Here is an 18,222-nt window from a genome sequence, read left to right on the forward strand (position 1 = left end):
CCGCCGTCCAAGACGTGGCTCCACTCAGCGTCAGAGGCTCAGGCTATGAGCGACGTGCAGGAACGCACTCGCCGCCGGCGTCAGCTCGCCGTGCCCGGTGACCAGGGCCAGGTGCAGGTGGCGGGCGGGTTCGAGGTCCAGCACGAGCGCACCGGCCTGGCGTGCGAGCGGCGCCCACGAGTCGGCGAGCACGGCCATCCCGACACCGCCGAGCACCAGCGGCAGGATGGCCTCCCGGTGCTCGGTCTCCACGACCTCGGTCAGCTCCACCCCGGACGCCCGGATCTCGTCGACCACCCGCCGCATCCCGGTGCCGGGCTGCCCGACGATCAACCGCTGCCCGGCCAGGTCCTCGTGCCGCACCACGGCCCCCGCCGCGAACGGCCCGCCCGCCGGGCAGACCAGCACGAACCGCTGCCGCCCGAACTGCCACACCCGCACCCGCGCGTCCCGCACCGGCTCCGGTGCCCCGAGCAGCCCCAGCTCGGTCCGTCCACTCCGGACGGCGTCGACGACGTCCTCGGCCGTCGAGGCGGCCCGCACCGCCACCGACAGCCCGGGATGCTCCTCCGTGACGGCCTGGACGATCCGGGCGAGCGGCTCCACCGCCTGCGACGGCATGGCGGCGATCTCGACCCGCCCGACCCGCAGCCCGGCGACCTCGTCGACACTGGCCCGCGCCGTGGCGAGCACCCGCACCACCTGCCGGGCGGGCCCGATCAACGCCTCACCGGCGTCCGCCAGCACCAACCGGCGCCCGACCCGGCGGAACAGGTCGACCCCGAGGTCGCGTTCGAGCGCCCGGATCGCCTGGGACAGGGAGGGCTGCGCGACGTGCAGGACGGCGGCCGCCTTGTTCACGCTGCCGTGGTCCACGACGGCGAGGAAGTAGCGCAACTGCCGGACGTCCATCCTGCGCAGGCTAGCGGGCGACGTCCATCCGGACGAACCCGGCGACGCGGAGCGCCTTCACCCCCAACGCCGCGCACGCCTCCGCCTCCCCCACCACGCGCGGCGCCGTCAGGTCGACGTCCTCGCCGTCGACCGCGAGCTTCGCGTGCCCTGCCGCCACCACGTTGCGCACCCAGTCCGAACCGGGCCCGCGCACCAGGTAGCCGCCCTCGACCGGGTGCGCTCCCACCGGGGTGCGGTAGGGCATTCCCGAGCTGCGGCCGACGTGGGTGAGCACGGCCCGCGTGCCGGCCGTGCGCCTGTGGATGCGGCCCCACCACCTGAGCATCGGCATGTCGGCCTCCTCTCCTCGTCCAAGACGCCGTCGACGCGCGATCCGTTGAAGTAGCGTGCGCGCGTGGAGATCACCGACGACCGCGCCTTCCCCGCCGCGCTGGCCGCTCTCAGCGGCATCGACTTCCCGTGGAGCGAGGACCCCGCGCAGGGCAGCATCGACTACGAGCCGTACCAGGAGTTCGACTCCGCCGAGGAGACGACCGACTGGATCCGTTCCTGGACCGGGAACAAGGAGCTGGACGGTGCCGCGTTCCGGCCGTTCGGGCAGGACGGCACCGGCGGGCTCGCGGTGCTGTGGCTGGTGCGCGAGGGGCCGTTGACGGCTCAGCCCGTCGTGTTCCTCGGGTCGGAGGGCGAGGTCGGGCCGGTGGCGACGAACCTCGGTGAGTTCCTCTGGTTGCTCGCGGGCGGGGTGGGGCCGCAGGAGGCCGTCGAGTTCGGGTCCGACAGCGGGGTGCCGCACGCGGAGCTGCGCGCGGTCGCGGAGAAGTACTCCGGGACCCCGCCGCGCACGCCCGCCGAGGTGCTGGCCGCGGCGCGGGCCGAGTTCCCCGACTTCGAGGAGACGGTCCAGTCCTGGTGCCGTTAGGGGCGTGCGGGGAACCGGAACCAGGACCGGTTCCCCGCTGGTCTATACCACTTTGCGCACGCGGGTTACGCTCGGTGAACCCTGTTGTGCCGCAAGGTAAACAGGACCTCAGTCCCCGGAGGTCTGCCCTGTGAGAACGTTCCTCGCGGCCGCACTTCTGCTCAGTGCCGCCGTCATCCCGACTCCCGCGGCCGCCGCGGCCGACCCGATCTACAAGGACCCGGCGCAGCCCGTCGCGGCCCGCGTCGCCGACCTGCTCGGCCGCATGTCGCTCGACGAGAAGGTCGGGCAGATGACGCAGGCGGAGCGCAACGCGGTGAGCAACGCCGACCTGACGAACTTCCGGATCGGGTCACTGCTGTCCGGCGGTGGTTCCGCGCCGTCGCCGAACAACGCCACGTCGTGGGCGAACATGTACGACGACTTCCAGCGCGCGGCTCTGGCCACCCCGCTGGGAATTCCCATGATCTACGGCGTGGACGCCGTGCATGGCCACAACAACGTCGTCGGCGCCACGATCTTCCCGCACAACATCGGCCTGGGCGCGACGCGTGATCCCGCGCTGGTGCAACGGATCGGGCGCGCCACGGCCGAGGAGGTGTCGGGCACCGGCATCGACTGGGACTTCGCGCCGTGCCTCTGCGTCGCGCGCAACGACCGGTGGGGCCGCACCTACGAGTCGTTCGGTGAGACGCCGCAGGACGCGACGTCGATGACGACGATGATCACCGGCCTGCAGGGCGCGAAGCTCTCGGACCCCGGTTCGGTCCTCGCCACGGCCAAGCACTGGATCGGTGACGGCGGCACGACCGGCGGCACCGACCAGGGCAACACGCAGGTCAGCGAGGCCGAGCTGCGGGCGACGCACCTGCCGCCGTTCCGCGAGGCCGTCGCGCGCGGCGTCGGTTCGGTGATGATCACCTACAGCAGCTGGAACGGCACGAAGCTGCACGGCCACAAGTACCTCATCACCGACGTGCTGAAGAACGAGCTCGGCTTCGGCGGCCTCGTCGTGTCGGACTGGAACGCGATCGACCAGATCGACGGCCAACCCGGCTTCACCCCCGCCGAGGTGCGCGACTCGATCAACGCGGGCCTGGACATGATCATGGCGCCGTCCGCGTGGCGCACCTTCATCACGTACCTCAAGCAGGAGGTGCAGGCGGGCCGTGTGCCGATGTCGCGCATCGACGACGCCAACCGCCGCATCCTCACCAAGAAGTTCGAGCTGGGCCTGTTCGAGAAGCCGCTCACCGACCGGGCCTACACCCCAACGGTCGGCAACGCCGCTCACCGCGCACTGGCCCGCGAGGCCGTCCGCAAGTCGCAGGTGCTGCTCAAGAACCAGAACGGCGTCCTCCCCCTGCCGAAGACCGCGTCGAAGATCTTCGTGGCGGGCAAGAGCGCCGACGACATCGGCTACCAGAGCGGCGGCTGGACGATCTCCTGGCAGGGCGGCAGCGGGCCCGTCACGCCGGGAACCACTGTGCTGCAGGGCATCCGCTCGGCCGTCTCGTCGTCCACCACGGTGACGTACAACCGCAACGGCACCGGCATCGACGGCACCTACAACGCGGCGATCGCCGTCGTCGGTGAGACCCCGTACACCGAGGGTGCGGGTGACCGGCCGGGGAGCCTGGGCCTCGACGCCGAGGACGTCGCGACCCTGAACACGCTGCGCGCCACCGGTGTCCCGGTCGTCGTGGTGCTCGTCTCCGGCCGCCCGCTGGACATCGCCGCGCAACTGCCGCAGTGGCACGCCCTCGTGGCGGCCTGGCTGCCCGGCACCGAGGGCAACGGCGTGGCGGACGTCCTGTTCGGCGACCACAAACCGACCGCCACGCTGCCGTTCACGTGGATGCAGAGCGCCTCGCAACAGCCGATCAACGTCGGCGACGGCAAAACACCGCTCTTCCCGTACGGCTTCGGCGCGCAGTTCCCGACCACACAGAACCCCTACAACATCATCGGCGCCTCGTACTACGACGACCAGCGCGGCACCCAGGTCGAGCGCTGCACGGACTCGGGCTGCGGCCAGAACGTCGGCTACCTGACGCCGGGCGACTACGTGGCCTACGCGGACGTCGACTTCGGCGCCACGCCACCGACTTCCGTGACCACGCGTCTTGCCTCCGGCTCCACGGCCGGCGGCACCCTGCAGTTCCGCCTGGACAGCCCGACCGGCCCTCTGGTCGCGACCGTCTCGGCGGCGAGCACGGGTGGCTGGCAGACGTGGACGAGCCGCACGGCCGCGGCCTCCGGGGCGACCGGAGTGCACCGGCTGTACCTGGTGGCGACCGGGGGCACCGGAGGCGACCTGGCCAACGTGAACTGGTTCCAGTTCGCGCGCTAGTGCTGTGGCTGGACGGGGTTCCGCACTGGAACCCCGTCCAGCCGGTTCTGCCCGACCCGCACGGCGCACCAGCCGAGGAACGCGAGCCCCAGCCAGACGTAGGTGTTGCCGACGACGTGCTGCCACCACGTCCACGCGAGCTCGCGGTCCCCTGCCGTCGGCAGCAACCAGTGCGGCCCCACCGCGAACACCGCCACGACGGCGATCCTCACGCGGCCGTGCAGCAACACCAACGCCGGCGCGATCCACACCCAGTGGTGCGACCAGGACACCGGCGAGATCAGCAGCCCGGCCGCCGCCGTCGCCACGAGTGCCGTGAGGTCGTCGCGCAGCCGGGGCAGCACCACGACCGTCAGCGCCAGCACCGCCACCGCCGCGACGATCCAGGTGGACTCCGGTGCGCCGAGCCGGGAGAACAGGCCGCGCAACGACTGGTTCGCGCTGTAGGCGACGCCGCCGACGCGGTCCGGGTCGAGCATCGCGTGCAGCCAGAACTCCCGAGCCTGGCCGGGTGCCAGCGCTGCACACGCCGCGAACGTCGCGACGGCGGTGAGGGCGGGCTTCCAGCGCTTGCGGCACACGAAGAACAGCACGAAGACGGCCGGGGTCAGCTTGATCGCCGCGGCCAGTCCGACGAGCATCCCGCGAGGCCAGGGCGTGCGCGGCAGCAGGCAGTCGGCGGCGACCAGGCCGAGCAGGACCAGGTTGATCTGGCCGAGGTCGAGGGTGATGCGCAGGGGTTCGAGAAGCAGGCACAGCGCGATCACGCCGAACCCCGCCCAGGTGCGGGCGGCCGCCGTGAAGAGGCCGATGCCCAGTGCGGTGAACAGCAGCGCCGCGGCGGCCAGGGGAAGCGGTGTCAGGACGCTGAACAGCATCGCCGCGAAGGGCGGGTAGGTGAACGGCAACCCGCCCGGCGCGTGGAAGTCCGCGGTGTACAGGCCGGTGCCCGCGAGCCACGCCTCGCCGCCCGCGAGGTAGACCCTCAGGTCCAGCACACCGCTGCCGAAGCTGCGCACGAGGACCCACACGAGCAGGCCGCCGGAGATCGCGGCCCAGAACCTCCGGGCGTTCACCGGTGTGCCGCAGTTCGGTCGCGCAGCACCAGGTATCCGGCCGCCGCGACAGCCGCCACGACGGCTCCCGCGCTGTTGTTGAGGAAGTCCTGCGTCTCGCACAGTCCGCGGCCGATCAGCGGCTGAACGACCTCGATGGACGCGCTCAGGGCCACTGCCGAGACCGCCACCGCGAGCGGCCGGCGCGTCGCGAGGACCGCGCACCACACCAGCGGCACGAAGAGCAGCGCGTTCAGCAACTCCCCCGAGCCGTTCAGCGAGAACCCGTTGACGTGGCAGAACTCGTGGCCGGGCCACTGCGCCCAGTCGGGCACCGCCCGCGAGAGCGTCACCCCGAGCACGACGCCCAGGAAGATCCCCGCGAACACCGCGGGAACCGGCCGCCACCCGAATCTCCGCGCGGCGAACCCCGCGCCGAGACCCAGCACCACGGCCCCGACCAGGAGACCACCCGCGATCAGCGGGTTCTCCAAGGCCCTGCCGATCTCGCCCACCACCGATGACACGTTCAGCACGACTGGAAACCCCTCGCCCACAACGAAATCCGTTGTGGACGATCCTGTCGGCGGAGCGGGTCCCGCCGGATCGGCCCGGGGGACGGAAGATCATGGCCATCAGGCCACCCGCGGGCCCAGAACTGGCCGAACGGCTCGGGTCAGCCGGCCACCACGTGCGCGCGGAACGCCCACGCCACGATCTCGACGCGGTTGCGCGCGCCGACCTTGGTCTGCACCGACGCCAGGTAGGCCTTGACCGACGACACGGAGACCTTCATCGCGGCCGCGATCTCGTTGTTGCTCAAGCCTTTGGCGACGTGGCGCACGACCTCGAGCTCGCGCTCGGTCAGCACCTGGGCGTCGGCGGACGCGACCGGTGGCGTCGACCGGCGCAGCACCCGCAGCACCACCTGCGGTGACACCAGGACGTCCCCGCGCGCCGCGGACCTGACCGCTTCGGCGAGCAACCCGGGCGACGCGTCCTTGGTGAGGAACCCGCACGCGCCCAGGTCCAGCGCCTTGTTCAGCACCTCGTCGCTGTCGAACGTCGTGACGATCACGACGCGGGTGTGCGGGGCGAGCTGACGGGTGACCTCCAGGCCGTCGAGCCCCGGCATCCGCACGTCCACCAGGCACACCTGCGGCTCCAGCGAACGGGCCTGCTCGACGGCGCTGATCCCGTCCGCGACGTCCGCGACCACGCTGATGTCGGGCTGCGCGTCGAGGATCAGCCGGAACCCGGCCCGCACCATGTCCTGGTCCTCCGCGATGAGAACGGAGATCACGCGCGCACCTCCAGCGGCAGTTCGGCGGTGACCAGCCAGCCGTCCCCGGTGGGCCCCGCGAAGAACCGCCCGCCCAGCTCGTGCACGCGTTCCCGCATGCCCACCAGACCGAACCCGCCGGAGTGCGAGGGCCGTGCCGTGCCGTTGTCCACAACGGACAGCATCACCGCTCCCGCGCCGAGCCGCACGTCCACCTCCACGTCGGTCGCGTCCACGGCGTGCTTGCGGACGTTGGTCAGGGACTCCTGCACCAGCCGGAGCACCGACCGCCCCAGCTCCGCCGGTACGTCCGCGGGGAGCTCGACGTTCGCGCGCACCTTCAGCCCGGACTTCTCCACCAGCTGGAGCAGATCGGCGGAGAGGTCACCGGTCGCGGCAGCGGCACCGTTGTCCCGCAACGTCCTGACCATCAGGCGCATCGCGCCCAGCGCGTCGGTCCCGCCGTCGACGATGCCGTTCAGCATCCCGCACGCCCTGTCCTTGTCCTGCTCCGCCACGACGAGCGCGGCCTGTGCCTGCACCAGCATGCCCGTGACGTGGTGCGCCACCACGTCGTGCAGTTCGCGGGCCATGTCGAGGCGTTCGTCGCGCCGTGCCCGTTCCTCCGCCGCAGCCCACCGTTCCGCCCGTGACTGCTCGAACAGGCGCGCGTACAGCCCCGCGCCGACGGCGACCAGACCGGCCGCGAGCACCAGCGGGAGGTAGGTGAAGCGGAAGCTGACCCAGGTGGCGTGCGCGGACACCAGTTCCAGCGCCGCGACCGACGCCACCGCCGGCCACAGCGGCGCCTTCCAGGCCAGCCAGAAGACGACTCCCAGCACGAGGAGCGCCTGGACGGTCGCCACGAACGGGGTCCGCAACAGCGTGGGGCCGACACCGGGAGCGTCCTGGAAGAACGCCCGGCTGAACCCGTTGCTGAGCCCGGTGATCACGAACACGGCCGCACAGACGACCGCGGTGGCGACGAACGGCCGATGGTGTACCCGCATGCGGGCGATCGTAGGAGAGCCGGTGGACCACCCGCCTCGGCTGTCGGACCGAGGCGGATGGCCAAGTGGTCAGGCGGCGCCGATGGCCTCGTCCAGGATGCCCAGCCCGAGCGCCAGCTCCTCCTCCGTCGCCGTCAGCGGCGGCGCGATCCGGAACACCCCGCCCATCCCGGGGATCTGCACGATGTTCATGTGCAGTCCCAGGTCGAGGCACCTCTGGGTGATCGGCGCGGACAGCGACTCGTCCGCGATCTCCAGACCCACCAGCAGCCCGCGCCCGCGGACGTCCGTCACCAGGTCGTGCCTCGCGGCGATGTCGTCGAGGCCGTTGCGCAGGAACGCGCCGAGCTTCGCCGCGCGTTCATCGAGGCGTTCCTCGGTCAGCACGTCCAGCACGGTGTTGCCGACCGCGGCGACAAGCGGGTCCGACACGTGCGTGGTGAAGAACAGGTACCCGCGGGCGTGCGCCTCCGCCTCGATCTCGGCCGAGGTGATCACGGCGGCCAGCGGCAGGCCGGCGCCTAGGGTCTTCGACAGCGTCAGGATGTCCGGCACCACGCCGTCGCGTTCGAACGCGTACCAGGTGCCCGTGCGGCACAGGCCTGTCTGCGCCTCGTCGAAGATCAGCAGCATCCCGCGCTCGCGGCACTTCTCGGACAACGCGGCGAAGTAGCCGACCGGCGGTTCGAGGATCCCGCCCGACGACAGGATCGGCTCGACGATGCAGGCGGCCAGCGAGCCCACGGACTGAGCGTCGATGAGGTCGAACGCCAGGTCGAGCTGTGCCTGCCAGTCACCGGACGGCGCCGGGATCGCGAAGTTGCCGGGCGTGGCGGGACCGTAGCCCTTGCGGCCCGCGCTGTAGGTCGCGGCGGCCGCGGCGGCGGTCATGCCGTGCCACGAGCGGGCGAACGCCACCACCTCGTGCTTGCCGGTGACGAGCTTGGCCATGCGCAGCGCGGCCTCGTTCGACTCCGCGCCGGTGGTCAGCAGCTGCACCTTCGACAACCCGGCGGGCAGCGTGTCCGACAGCCGCCGCGCCAGGTCGACGACCGGACGGCTGAGCATGCCGCTGAACAGGTGGTCGAGGTTCGCGATCTGGCGCTGCACCGTCTCGACGATGCGCGGGTGCGAGTGGCCGAGGATCGCGCTCATCTGCCCGGACGTGAAGTCGAGGACCCGGCGCCCGTCCTCGGTGAACAGGAAGCTCCCCGACGCGCTGTCGATGATCTCGCGCGTGAACGTGCCGCCGTAGCGGACGAGGTGGCGGTCGACGTCGTCCCAGAAGGTGTCCATGTCCCCGACGCTAGAACCGGCCGAGCAACAGGTCCATCTCACAATGCCACGCTCGCTGTTCGGAAATACTGCACAGCATGACGCTCAACCCGTGGCGCCTGCGCCTGCTCAGCCAGCTCGACGCGCTGGGCACCGTGCGGGCCGTGGCGCAGGCCGCGAACCTGAGTGCTTCAAGCGTGTCGCAGCAGCTCGCGGTGCTCGAGAACGAGACGCGCACGCAGTTGCTCGAACGGACCGGCAGGCGCGTCCGGCTCACCTCGGCAGGGCTGATCCTCGCCCGCCGGGCCCGGTCCATCCTCGACCAGATGGAGGCGGTCGAGGCCGAGCTGCGAGAGCTCAGCCAGGAACCGTCCGGCCTCATCCGGCTCGGCGCGTTCCAGAGCTCCATCCACACGCTGGCCGTGCCCGCGATCCAACGCCTCGACCACCCCCACCTGCACGTCGAGATCGTCGAGATGGAACCGCACGCCAGCATGCCCGCGCTGCTCGCGGGCGAGGTCGACGTGATCATCACGACCACCGACTTCGTGGAACAACCGGTGCCGCGCGACATCGACGTCGTGCCGCTCGGCGAGGACCCGATCGTGTTGCTCACGCCACCCGGCCAGCCGAAGAACGACATCGCGGCCTGCAAGGACGAGCCGTGGGCGTTCGACGTCCCCGGCTCGTACATGGCGAACCTCGCGACCCGGCTGTGCCGGCAGGCGGGCTTCGAGCCGAAGGTGGTCGGCCGTTTCAGCAACTACATGCTGACGCTCGAGCACGTCGAGGCCGGGCTCGCGGTCGCCGTGCTGCCCGCGCTGGCCGTCGACCGCCGGTTCGACGTGGTCACCAGGGAGCTGCCGGTGACGAGAAGGATCACCGCCGCCGTGCGCCGCGACTCGCGCGCCGCGATCACCGCGGTGCTCGACGCCCTGCACACCCGCTCGCAGTCGGACGAGAGGTGACGTTCGTTCCAGCATCTGGAACTAGTTGAGATGTCATCTAAAATCGGGAGGAGACGTCGAAGGAGGGTTCCGTGCCGCGGAAGTCAGAGCCGTTGCGGAAGCTCGGTTTTCTCACCATCGGGCTGTTCGACGAGCACGATCCGGGTGCGGGCCACCGGAACACGCTCGACGTGATCGTGCTGGGCGAGGAGCTCGGGTTCGACAGCACGTGGGTGCGGCACCGGCACCTGCAGTTCGGCATCTCCTCGCCGGTCGCGGTGCTCGCGGCCGCCACCCAGCGGACCAGCCGCATCCAGCTCGGCACCGCCGTCATCCCGCTGGGCTGGGAGAACCCGCTGCGCCTCGCCGAGGACCTGGCCACGGTCGACGTGCTGTCCGGCGGCAGGCTGAACCCCGGCATCAGCGTCGGGCCGCCGATGCACTGGGACGACGTCAAGGGCGCGCTCTACCCCGAGACGGCGGACGTCGAGAACTTCAGCTACGACCGGGTGCAGCGGCTGCTGGACTTCGTGGGCGGCGAGAAGGTCGTGTCGTTCAGCGGCGTCGAGGGCATCGAGGTGTGGTCGGACCGCGTCCAGCCGCACGCCCAGGGCCTGCGCGACCGGATCTGGTACGGCGGCGGCAGCCTGCGCTCGGCGCGGTGGGCGGGCGAGCACGGCCTGAACCTGCTGACCAGCAACGTGGCCCAGTCCGAGATCTCCGAGGACTTCGCCGAGACCCAGCTGTCGCACATCAGGACGTTCCGCGAGGCCGGTGGCGGGCGGGTGTCGCAGGGTCTCGTGGTCATCCCGACCGACTCGGCATCACCGGAGCAGCGCGCGAAGTACCAGGCCTACGTCGAGGGACGCGCGGACCGGGCCGGCAGGACGTTCGGCCCGCGCAAGTTCATGTTCGAGCGCGACCTGATCGGCACCTCCGCCGAGATCGCCGAGCAGCTCTACGCGCACGTCGCGTTCCAGGAGGTCGACGAGGTGGCGTTCGCACTGCCGTTCAGCTTCGACCACGAGGACTACGTGCAGATCTTGACGGACGTCGCGACCAATCTCGGCCCGGAGCTGGGCTGGTCACCGGCTTAGAGCGTCCACCAGGTGTCGATGCGCGGCACGGACCGCGTGTCGCCCCCGGCCACGCGTCCGGCGTGGAGCAGGAACCCGGCGATGCCCGCCGCCCCCTGCATCCAGCCGACGCCGGGTGGCAGCAACGGTTCCTCGTCGCGGTGCTCGGTGAACCGCCAGCACACCCCGTCGCCGTCCGGGATCGCGCGGTCCACCACCACGTCGGCGAGGTGGAGCGCGAAGTCCGTGTGCTGCCCGGAGTCCAGGAGCACGTCACCGACACCAGCGGTACCGCAGCACCGGCCGTCGTTGTCCCAGAAACCGGGGTACCTCCGCTCAGGCAGCCCGGAGACGCGCACGCTGTGCAGGCAACGCCGCCGCCACTCCCCGACCTCCACACCCGCCACCTCGGGCACGCCCGCACGCCCCAGCGCGGGCCAGAGCAACGAGGTCCCGGTCGGGCCGTGGCACCAGCCGTAGCTGAACTCGTCCACCTCCTCGATCTGCGGAATCCGCGTCCGCAGGCGCAACCCGCCGTCGGACCGGTCGCCCAGGACCACCAGGTGCTCGGCACCGGCGGTGGCGGCCTGGACGAGGTCCGGTCGCCCGAACTCGGCACCGGCCAGGGCCAGCGCCGTCGCGACGCCCGCGAGGCCGTGCGAGAAGTTCGGGAGCTCCCTCTGCTCGACGCAGAACCGCGCCGGCACCATCCGCCAGTTGAGCCCGGCGGGCACCTCCTCCCGTTCGGCCAGCAGGATTCCGGCCGCGAGGTCGGCGAGTTCCTCCGCCCCCGCCACGCCGTGACGCCGTGCCCACACCGCGCCCAGCAGCACGCCGGCCGTGCCCACCGTCAGGTCGTGGGACCGGGCCCCCTCCCGGAACCTCGGCGGCACGAGGTGCTCGTTGGGCCACCCGTCCGGTGTGGACAGTTCGAGCGTCCTGGCGACCGCCTCGTCCGCACCGGGTGCCCCCAGCGCCGTCAGCACGCTGATCGCGCTGACCGTCCCGCTGAAGAAGCTGATGCCGTCCGTCGCGCTGATCCTCGCCGCGACCCTCGCCGCGATCGCGTCCGCCAGCTCCTGCTCACGTGCCGTCCACTCCCGGAACAACCGGATCTCCGCCAGCACGTGCGCCAATCCGCCGACACCCGAGTACATGTCCTCGCGCCACCCGCGTTCCAGGTCACCACCCCGGAACTCCGGGATCCACACCCCGTCGGCGTCGTGCCGCACCTGGTCGAGCACCCATCGCCAAGCAGCCTCGGCGGTCCCCCAGAACTTCGCCATGCGCCCGATCATGGCACGACCGCCACGCGCACCGGGTGTTCGCACCTGGTCGCCGCTCGTGATCTGGAAAGCTGGAACCGTGCGCGTGGCATTGCTGGGACCGACGGCCGTCGAGGCCGACGACGGCACACCGGTCGACATCGGTGGTGCCCGCGTCCGCATGCTCCTGGCCCGTCTCGCGCTCGACCCCGGCCGTCCGGTGCCGACGACGACGCTGATCGACGACCTCTGGGGTGAGCAGCCGCCCGCGGACGCCGGGAACGCGCTGCAGTCGCTCGTGTCGAGGCTGCGCAAGGTCTGTCCCGTCGCGCTGGAGCCGGGCGGGTACCGGCTGGGCGTCGCGACCGAGGACGTCGACGTGTTCCGGTTCGAACGGCTCAAAGCCGCGGGGCGACTCGACGAGGCGCTGGCGCTGTGGCGGGGTGACGCGCTGGCCGACGTGCGGGAGGCGCCGTTCGCCGGGCCCACCGCCGCGCGGCTCGAGGAGGCACGGCTCTCCGCGGAGGAGGACCGGGGCGAGCTGAACGTCGCCGCGCTGACGGCGTTGCACGAGAAGCATCCGCTGCGGGAACGGCTGGCCGGGCTGCTGATGCGGGCGTTGTGCGCGCAGGGCAGGCAGTCCGACGCGCTGCGCGTCTACGCCGAGGTCCGCGGCCGGCTCGCGGACGAACTGGGCGTCGACCCCTCCCAGGAGCTGCAGGACGTCCACCTGGCGGCGTTGCGCGGCGAACTGGGACCGCGGCCCGTCGTCGACCGGTTGCCGGTGCGGCTCACCAGTTTCGTCGGGCGGGACGACGAGCTCGCGGAGATCGCCGCGCTGCTCGGCCAGGCCCGGCTGGTGACCCTCGTCGGGCCCGGCGGCGCGGGCAAGACGCGGCTCGCCACCGAGATCGCGGCACGGCATCCGTTGCACGGCAAGGGGCGCGTGTGGTTCGCGGCGCTGGCCGGCATCCGGGCGGCGGAGGACCTGGCCGGCGCGGTGCTCAGCGCGTTCGAGCTGACGTTCACCGGCGACCCGAGGCGGCGGGCCGCCGAGGGCATGGACCGGATCGCCGAGGTGCTCGGCGCCGGGGAGTCGTTGCTGGTGCTCGACAACTGCGAGCACCTCATCGGCGCCGCGGCCGAGTTCACCACCGAGCTGCTGCGCCGGGTGCCGAACCTGCGGGTGCTCGCGACCAGCAGGGAGCCGCTCGCGATCGACGGCGAGTCGCTGTGCCCGGTCGGCCCCCTGGCGGTGCCGAACGGGCAGGCGGACGTGGCCGGGTTCGGCTCGGTGCGGTTGTTCCTCGACAGGGCGAGCGCGGTGAAGCCCGGCTTCCGGCTGGACGAGTCCACTGTGGACGACGTGCGGCTGGTCTGCCGCCGGCTCGACGGCATGCCGCTCGCGCTGGAACTGGCGGCCGCCCGGCTTCGGTCGATGACGATCAGGCAGATCACCCAGCGCCTCGACGACAGGTTCCGGTTGCTCACCTCGGGCAGCCGCACGGCGTTGCCGCGCCAGCGGACGTTGCGCGCGGTCGTCGAGTGGAGCTGGGACCTGCTGACCGACGAGGAGCTGCGGCTCGCCAGGCGGCTCGCGGTGTTCCCCGCGGGCGCCGACCTGGCCGCGATCGAGGCCGTCTGCCTGCCGGACGCGTTGTACGTGCTCACGTCGCTGGTCGAGAAGTCCATCGTGGACGCCGTCGAGATCGACGGCGAGCCGCGCTACCGGATGCTGGAGACGATCAGGGTCTACGCCGACGAGCAGCTCGACGCGTCCGGGGAGAAGCGGGAGGTCGTCGGCCGGTTCCGGCGTTACTACCGCGAGCTGACCGAGCGGTGGGAGCCGCTCACCCGCACCGCGCGCCAGCTCGAGGCGATCGACGTGTACGAGGCCGAGCAGGACAACATCATCTCCGCGTTGCGCGGGGCGATCGACGACCGCGAGGTCGAGCTGGCGGCGGACCTGCTCGGCGGCTCGTTCTGGTACTGGCTCGTCAAGGGCGACAACGAACGCGCGGAGATGTCCGTGCGCGACGTGCTCGCGCTCGGCGAACTGCTGCCGCCCGACCGGGCGGCGACGTTCCGGGCGATGCAGCTCATCATGGCCGCGGTGCCCGGCGTGACGGACTCCGCGGAGGCCGCGGTGGTCATCGAGAGCTGCGTGAACAGCGGCGCCGTCCAGAAGTACCCGTCTCTCGCGATCGCACTGCCGATGCTCGCGTTCCTGAGCCAGAACACCGAGCTCGCGCGGCGTGAGGTGCAGCGGGCGGCGGCGAGCGAGGACGCGTGGGCGCGGGCGGGCGCGGAGTGGGCGCTCAGCTTCATGCTCGTCGACGAGGGTGATCTCGAAGGCGCCGAGCAGGCCCGCGACCGCGCGTACGACCAGTTCACGGCCATCGGCGACCGGTGGGGTTCGGCGATGACGCTCGGCATGAAGGCCGCGTTCGTCTCGCACACCGGCGACAACCAGGCGGCGATCGACCTCTACGAACGCGGGCTGGCGGTGGCGACGGAGCTGCGGTCGCAGGACGACGCCGTGCAGCAGCGGTGGCGGCTCGCGGTGGAGTACGCCCGGATGGGCGACCACGCGGCGGCCGCGCGCGAGGTGGTCGCGGCGGAGCAGTTCGTGAGGGACGTCGGCAACGACCAGCTGTCCGCGATGCTCGGCTACGCGAAGGCCGAGGTCGTGCTGCGGGCGGGGGACGTCGAGCAGGCACGCGCGCTGAGCCGGTCGTTCAGGCGGCAGGCCACCGCGTCGGCCGCGCTCGGGTCGTTCGTCACGGAGTGGGCCGCCATGCTCGACGCGCGCATCGCGCTCGCCGACGGGGACCTGGACGAGGCGGCGGCCTTCACCGCGGAGGCCGTCCGGACGACGTCGGAACGGGCCGACATGCCGGACCTCGCGACGGTCACCGAACTGCTCGCCCTCGTCCGCCACGCACAGGGCCGTGACGACGCGACCGTGCGCGTGCTCGCCCTCGCCCACGTGATCCGCGGCCGCCTCGACATGGGCGACCCGGACGTGCGGCGGCTGGTCGCCGAGCTGGGTGAGCCGGAACGGCTGACGATCACCAAGGCCGAGGCGCTGCGCCGGGTGCGCGAGGAGGCGGGCCTCAGCACCGGCTGAGACCCGCCTCGTCCGCGAATCACACGCGCTTGCGGTAGGCCCACATCGCGAGCGGGAAGAACACCGCGACCACGGCGACCATCCAGATCAGCGACCCGGTGAGCGGTCCGGCGATCGCGCCGCCGTTGAGCAGCCCGCGCAGCGCGTCCGACAGGAGGCTGACCGGGCTGATGTCCGCCCAGGCCTTCAGCCAGCCCGGCATCGTCGAGGTGCCGACGAACACGTTGCTGCCGAACGTCAGCGGCATGATCAGCACGAACATCAGGCCCTGCACGGCCTGCGGGGTCTTGAGCAGCATGCCCACGAACACCGAGGCCCAGCAGAAGCACAGTCCGAACAGGATCGCGAGGCCCGCCGCGATCAACAGCTCCGCCGGACCGGTCTGCACCCGGAAACCCATGACCGTGGCCACGACCAGCAGCACGACGATGCACACGACGTACCGCACGACGTCCGCCACCACCGCGCCGATCAGCGGGGCCGACCGGGCGATCGGCATCGAGCGGAACCGGTCGAACACGCCCTTGGAGACGTCCGTGTTCAGCTGCACGCCCGCCGTCATGCTGGCCTGCAGGATGTTCATGACCAGGATGCCCGGCACGAGCATCTGCAGGTAGGCGTCGGTGTTCCCGGCGAGCGCACCGCCGAAGAGGTAGGTGAACATCACCAGGAAGACGATCGGCGCGAGCGTCACGTCCGCCAGCTGCTCGGGGTTCTTGCGGATCTTGAGGATTCCCCGCCAGGCCAGCGCGAGGCCGTGGCGCGCTCCCCGATCCAGCGCGATCGTGCTCATGCCAGGCTCCCCTCGGTCTGCTTGCCGGTCAGCGCCAGGAACACCTCGTCGAGCGAGGGCAGCCGCAGCGCCAGCTCGTCCGCGGTGATACCGGCCTCGTCGAGCTTGCGGACCAGGGTGGACAGCAGCACCGGGTCGTTCACCGGCGCCGTCAGCAGTCCCGTGTCGTCGTCCCGCGTCGGCCGCGCGCCGGTGAGGTCACCGAGGATCCGGTAAACGCTGTCGAGGTCGCGCAACGACGTCGGCCGCACCTGCAGCGTCTGCCCGCCGACACGCCGTTTCAGCTCGTCGGGCCTGCCCTGCGCCACGACCTGGCCGTGGTCGAACACGGTGATCGAGTCCGCGAGCTGGTCGGCTTCCTCGAGGTACTGCGTGGTGAGCAGGACCGTCACGCCGTTCGCGACGAGCTTGCGCACCACCGCCCACACCTCGTTGCGGGCGTGCGGGTCCAGCCCCGTCGTCGGCTCGTCCAGGTACAGCACGGACGGGTTGCCGACCAGGCTGGCCGCGAGGTCGAGCCGCCGGCGCATGCCCCCCGAGTACGTCTTGGCGGCCCGGCCGGCGGCGTCGGTGAGCTCGAACTGCTCCAGCAACTCGCGTGCCCTGGCCTTCGCCCCCGCGCGCGAGAAGTCCAGGAGCCGGGCCAGCAGCACGAGGTTCTCCGTGCCGGACAGGTCCTCGTCCACCGACGCGTACTGCCCGGTCAGCCCGATCAGCGACCGCACTGCCCTCGGGTCCTTCACGACGTCGTGCCCGTGCACCGTCGCGTGTCCCGCGTCCGGGCGCAGCAACGTCGCCAGCACCCGCACCGCCGTGGTCTTGCCCGCGCCGTTCGGCCCGAGCACGCCCACGACCCTCCCCTCCGGCACCTCGAGGTCGACGCCGTCCAGCGCCTTGGTCTCCCCGTAGTGCTTGACCAGGCCTTCTGCCCTGATCGCGAGTGCCATCGTTCCTCCCTGTGGTTCAGGAGGAACTGTGCGCCCCCGCGCTGGCAGGCCGCTGGCAGCGCGCTGTCAGCGGCTGGCGGCCATTCTGCGCACGGCCTCGGTGATGATCTCGGGCGAGGTGCCGATGTTGAACCGGGCGTGGCCCTCTCCCCCGCTGCCGAAGCCGGCGCCGGACATCAGGGCGACCCGCCCCCGTTCGAGGAAGAACGCCGCCGGGTCGTCGCTGACGGCCCGGCAGTCGAGCCAGGCCAGGAAGGTGGACTCGGAGGGCTGGTAGCCGATCTCCGGCAGGTGCTCGGCGAGCAGGTCCTGGAGCAGCCTGCGGTTCTCGTCGAGGCCTTGCAGCAACGCGTCGAGCCACGCGCCGCCCTCCCGGAACGCGGCGGCGTGGGCGATCGCGCCGAAGTGGCTCGGCCCGTGGCTGACCTCCTCGGGCAGTGTCGCGAGCTCGTCGGTGTTCGAGATCGCGACCGCCGCCCGCACCGCCGCCAGGTTCCAGCCCTTCGACGCCGACATGAGCGACAGGCCGACGGGGTCGACGCTGAGGTAGGGCACGAACCTGGTGCTCGCGGAGACGAGCGGCGCGTGGATCTCGTCGGCGATCACGCGGACCCCGTACCGCGCGGCCAGTCGCGCGAGCGTGGTCAGCTCCTCGACGGTGTGGACGGCGCCGGTCGGGTTCTGCGGGTTGCACAACAGGTACACCGGGCGGTCGGCCTTGACGTGCCGGAACGTCCTCTCCAGCACCTCCGGGTCGAGGCGCCCGTTGCGCAGCGGCGCCTCCACGACCGCGCGGCCCATGCTCCGGACGAAGAGGTAGAACGGCGGGTACACCGGTGGGCTGACGATCACCGGAGCGCCGGGCCCGGAGACCAGCTTGATCAGTTCGACCACGCCGAGCATCACGTCGGACACGAGAGCGGTGCGCTCGACCGGCAGGTCCCAGTCCCAGCGCTGCTTCGCGAAGCCCGCGAGCGCCTCGGGGTAGGCGGTGCCCGCCGGATAGCCGGTGTCACCGAGGGCGAGCGCGTCGGCGATCGCCTTCCTGATCGGCTCGGCGGGGTCGACGTCCATCTCCGCGATCCACAGCGGTAGCACGTCCTCGGGGAACTCCCGCCACTTCGCGCTGGTGCGCTGCCGCACCCGTTCCCACGACACCTGGCTCAGCGGGTTCGGCATGAACCTCAAGGTAGATCACCCGGCGCGGGCCGTCACGTGCCCAGCGGGGCCGCACCCCCGGTGGGAGTGCGGC

The 18,222-nt window shown here is 71.7% G+C and carries 16 protein-coding genes and 1 pseudogene; 6 read left to right on the forward strand and 11 right to left on the reverse strand.

Annotation, left to right across the window (positions count from 1 at the left end; genetic code table 11):
- Positions 1-30: 30 nt before the first annotated feature.
- Both ND450_RS12550 and ND450_RS12555 read right to left on the reverse strand, forming a co-directional pair.
- The gene (locus ND450_RS12550; RefSeq protein WP_253326313.1) at positions 31-912 is read right to left on the reverse strand and encodes a LysR family transcriptional regulator; all 882 of its coding nucleotides are present in this window, start codon (positions 910-912) and stop codon (positions 31-33) included.
- 10 nt (positions 913-922) lie between these two features.
- Positions 923-1,246, reverse strand: coding sequence for a nitroreductase/quinone reductase family protein (locus ND450_RS12555; protein WP_253326314.1), 324 nt, complete (start codon positions 1,244-1,246; stop codon positions 923-925).
- A gap of 63 nt (positions 1,247-1,309) precedes the next feature.
- Here ND450_RS12555 and ND450_RS12560 point away from each other — a divergent pair, with 63 nt between their 5' ends.
- The 3 genes and pseudogenes from ND450_RS12560 to ND450_RS12570 all read left to right on the forward strand — a co-directional run bounded on the left by ND450_RS12560 (position 1,310) and on the right by ND450_RS12570 (position 4,190).
- Positions 1,310-1,837, forward strand: a complete 528-nt coding sequence (locus tag ND450_RS12560; RefSeq protein ID WP_253326315.1) for an SMI1/KNR4 family protein — start codon at positions 1,310-1,312, stop codon at positions 1,835-1,837.
- Positions 1,838-1,967: 130 nt separating this feature from the next.
- Positions 1,968-3,776 (forward strand): annotated as a pseudogene (locus ND450_RS12565) (glycoside hydrolase family 3 protein); the annotation flags it as partial.
- 27 nt (positions 3,777-3,803) lie between these two features.
- Positions 3,804-4,190: a carbohydrate-binding protein gene (locus tag ND450_RS12570; protein ID WP_245786409.1), complete on the forward strand. Its 387-nt coding sequence runs from the start codon at positions 3,804-3,806 to the stop codon at positions 4,188-4,190.
- Here the strand turns inward: ND450_RS12570 and ND450_RS12575 are convergent.
- The 5 genes from ND450_RS12575 to ND450_RS12595 form a co-directional block, all read right to left on the reverse strand.
- Positions 4,187-5,266: a glycosyltransferase 87 family protein gene (locus ND450_RS12575; protein WP_253326316.1), complete on the reverse strand. Its 1,080-nt coding sequence runs from the start codon at positions 5,264-5,266 to the stop codon at positions 4,187-4,189. The genes ND450_RS12570 and ND450_RS12575 overlap by 4 nt on opposite strands.
- Positions 5,263-5,781 (reverse strand): VanZ family protein, encoded by a 519-nt coding sequence (locus ND450_RS12580; RefSeq protein ID WP_253326317.1) that lies wholly within the window; start codon positions 5,779-5,781, stop codon positions 5,263-5,265. Before ND450_RS12580 ends, ND450_RS12575 begins: the two co-directional genes overlap by 4 nt.
- A gap of 140 nt (positions 5,782-5,921) precedes the next feature.
- Positions 5,922-6,548 (reverse strand): response regulator transcription factor, encoded by a 627-nt coding sequence (locus ND450_RS12585; protein ID WP_253326318.1) that lies wholly within the window; start codon positions 6,546-6,548, stop codon positions 5,922-5,924.
- On the reverse strand, positions 6,545-7,537 hold the full coding sequence (locus tag ND450_RS12590) for a sensor histidine kinase (protein ID WP_253326319.1): 993 nt from the start codon (positions 7,535-7,537) through the stop codon (positions 6,545-6,547). Before ND450_RS12590 ends, ND450_RS12585 begins: the two co-directional genes overlap by 4 nt.
- 69 nt (positions 7,538-7,606) lie before the next feature.
- Entirely contained in the window at positions 7,607-8,833 is a 1,227-nt protein-coding gene (locus tag ND450_RS12595; RefSeq protein WP_253326320.1) for an aspartate aminotransferase family protein, read from the reverse strand.
- 77 nt (positions 8,834-8,910) lie between these two features.
- On the opposite strand from ND450_RS12595, the gene ND450_RS12600 reads away from it, so the two are divergent.
- Complete coding sequence (locus ND450_RS12600; protein WP_253326321.1) at positions 8,911-9,780, forward strand: LysR substrate-binding domain-containing protein; 870 nt, start codon at positions 8,911-8,913, stop codon at positions 9,778-9,780.
- A 71-nt stretch (positions 9,781-9,851) separates the two neighbouring features.
- Complete coding sequence (locus ND450_RS12605; protein ID WP_253326322.1) at positions 9,852-10,856, forward strand: LLM class flavin-dependent oxidoreductase; 1,005 nt, start codon at positions 9,852-9,854, stop codon at positions 10,854-10,856.
- On the opposite strand, the gene ND450_RS12610 is transcribed toward ND450_RS12605, so the two are convergent.
- The gene (locus ND450_RS12610) at positions 10,853-12,121 is read right to left on the reverse strand and encodes a lanthionine synthetase LanC family protein (protein ID WP_253326323.1); all 1,269 of its coding nucleotides are present in this window, start codon (positions 12,119-12,121) and stop codon (positions 10,853-10,855) included. The genes ND450_RS12605 and ND450_RS12610 overlap by 4 nt on opposite strands.
- A gap of 79 nt (positions 12,122-12,200) precedes the next feature.
- Between ND450_RS12610 and ND450_RS12615 the strand changes: the two genes are divergently transcribed.
- The gene (locus ND450_RS12615; RefSeq protein WP_253326324.1) at positions 12,201-15,230 is read left to right on the forward strand and encodes a BTAD domain-containing putative transcriptional regulator; all 3,030 of its coding nucleotides are present in this window, start codon (positions 12,201-12,203) and stop codon (positions 15,228-15,230) included.
- A gap of 19 nt (positions 15,231-15,249) precedes the next feature.
- On the opposite strand, the gene ND450_RS12620 is transcribed toward ND450_RS12615, so the two are convergent.
- The 3 genes from ND450_RS12620 to ND450_RS12630 all read right to left on the reverse strand — a co-directional run bounded on the left by ND450_RS12620 (position 15,250) and on the right by ND450_RS12630 (position 18,149).
- The gene (locus tag ND450_RS12620; RefSeq protein WP_253326325.1) at positions 15,250-16,023 is read right to left on the reverse strand and encodes an ABC transporter permease; all 774 of its coding nucleotides are present in this window, start codon (positions 16,021-16,023) and stop codon (positions 15,250-15,252) included.
- Entirely contained in the window at positions 16,020-16,970 is a 951-nt protein-coding gene (locus tag ND450_RS12625; protein ID WP_253326326.1) for an ATP-binding cassette domain-containing protein, read from the reverse strand. The genes ND450_RS12620 and ND450_RS12625 overlap by 4 nt, the downstream gene beginning before the upstream one ends.
- A gap of 66 nt (positions 16,971-17,036) precedes the next feature.
- A complete protein-coding gene (locus tag ND450_RS12630) occupies positions 17,037-18,149 on the reverse strand; it encodes a MalY/PatB family protein (protein ID WP_253326327.1) in 1,113 nt (370 codons plus the stop codon).
- Positions 18,150-18,222: the final 73 nt, after the last annotated feature.

Origin of the sequence: Lentzea sp. HUAS12 (assembly GCF_024125735.1) — a bacterium.
Classification (GTDB): Bacteria; Actinomycetota; Actinomycetes; order Mycobacteriales; family Pseudonocardiaceae; genus Lentzea; species Lentzea albida.

Excerpts from the sequence above, each read along its gene's own strand:
- ND450_RS12625 (WP_253326326.1), bottom strand. The coding sequence starts at position 16,970 with ATGGCACTCGCGATCAGGGCAGAAGGCCTGGTCAAGCACTACGGGGAG.
- ND450_RS12590 (WP_253326319.1), bottom strand. The coding sequence starts at position 7,537 with ATGCGGGTACACCATCGGCCGTTCGTCGCCACCGCGGTCGTCTGTGCG.
- ND450_RS12600 (WP_253326321.1), top strand. The coding sequence starts at position 8,911 with ATGACGCTCAACCCGTGGCGCCTGCGCCTGCTCAGCCAGCTCGACGCG.
- ND450_RS12555 (WP_253326314.1), bottom strand. The coding sequence starts at position 1,246 with ATGCCGATGCTCAGGTGGTGGGGCCGCATCCACAGGCGCACGGCCGGC.
- ND450_RS12595 (WP_253326320.1), bottom strand. The coding sequence starts at position 8,833 with ATGGACACCTTCTGGGACGACGTCGACCGCCACCTCGTCCGCTACGGC.
- ND450_RS12630 (WP_253326327.1), bottom strand. The coding sequence starts at position 18,149 with ATGCCGAACCCGCTGAGCCAGGTGTCGTGGGAACGGGTGCGGCAGCGC.
- ND450_RS12550 (WP_253326313.1), bottom strand. The coding sequence starts at position 912 with ATGGACGTCCGGCAGTTGCGCTACTTCCTCGCCGTCGTGGACCACGGC.
- ND450_RS12610 (WP_253326323.1), bottom strand. The coding sequence starts at position 12,121 with ATGGCGAAGTTCTGGGGGACCGCCGAGGCTGCTTGGCGATGGGTGCTC.
- ND450_RS12620 (WP_253326325.1), bottom strand. The coding sequence starts at position 16,023 with ATGAGCACGATCGCGCTGGATCGGGGAGCGCGCCACGGCCTCGCGCTG.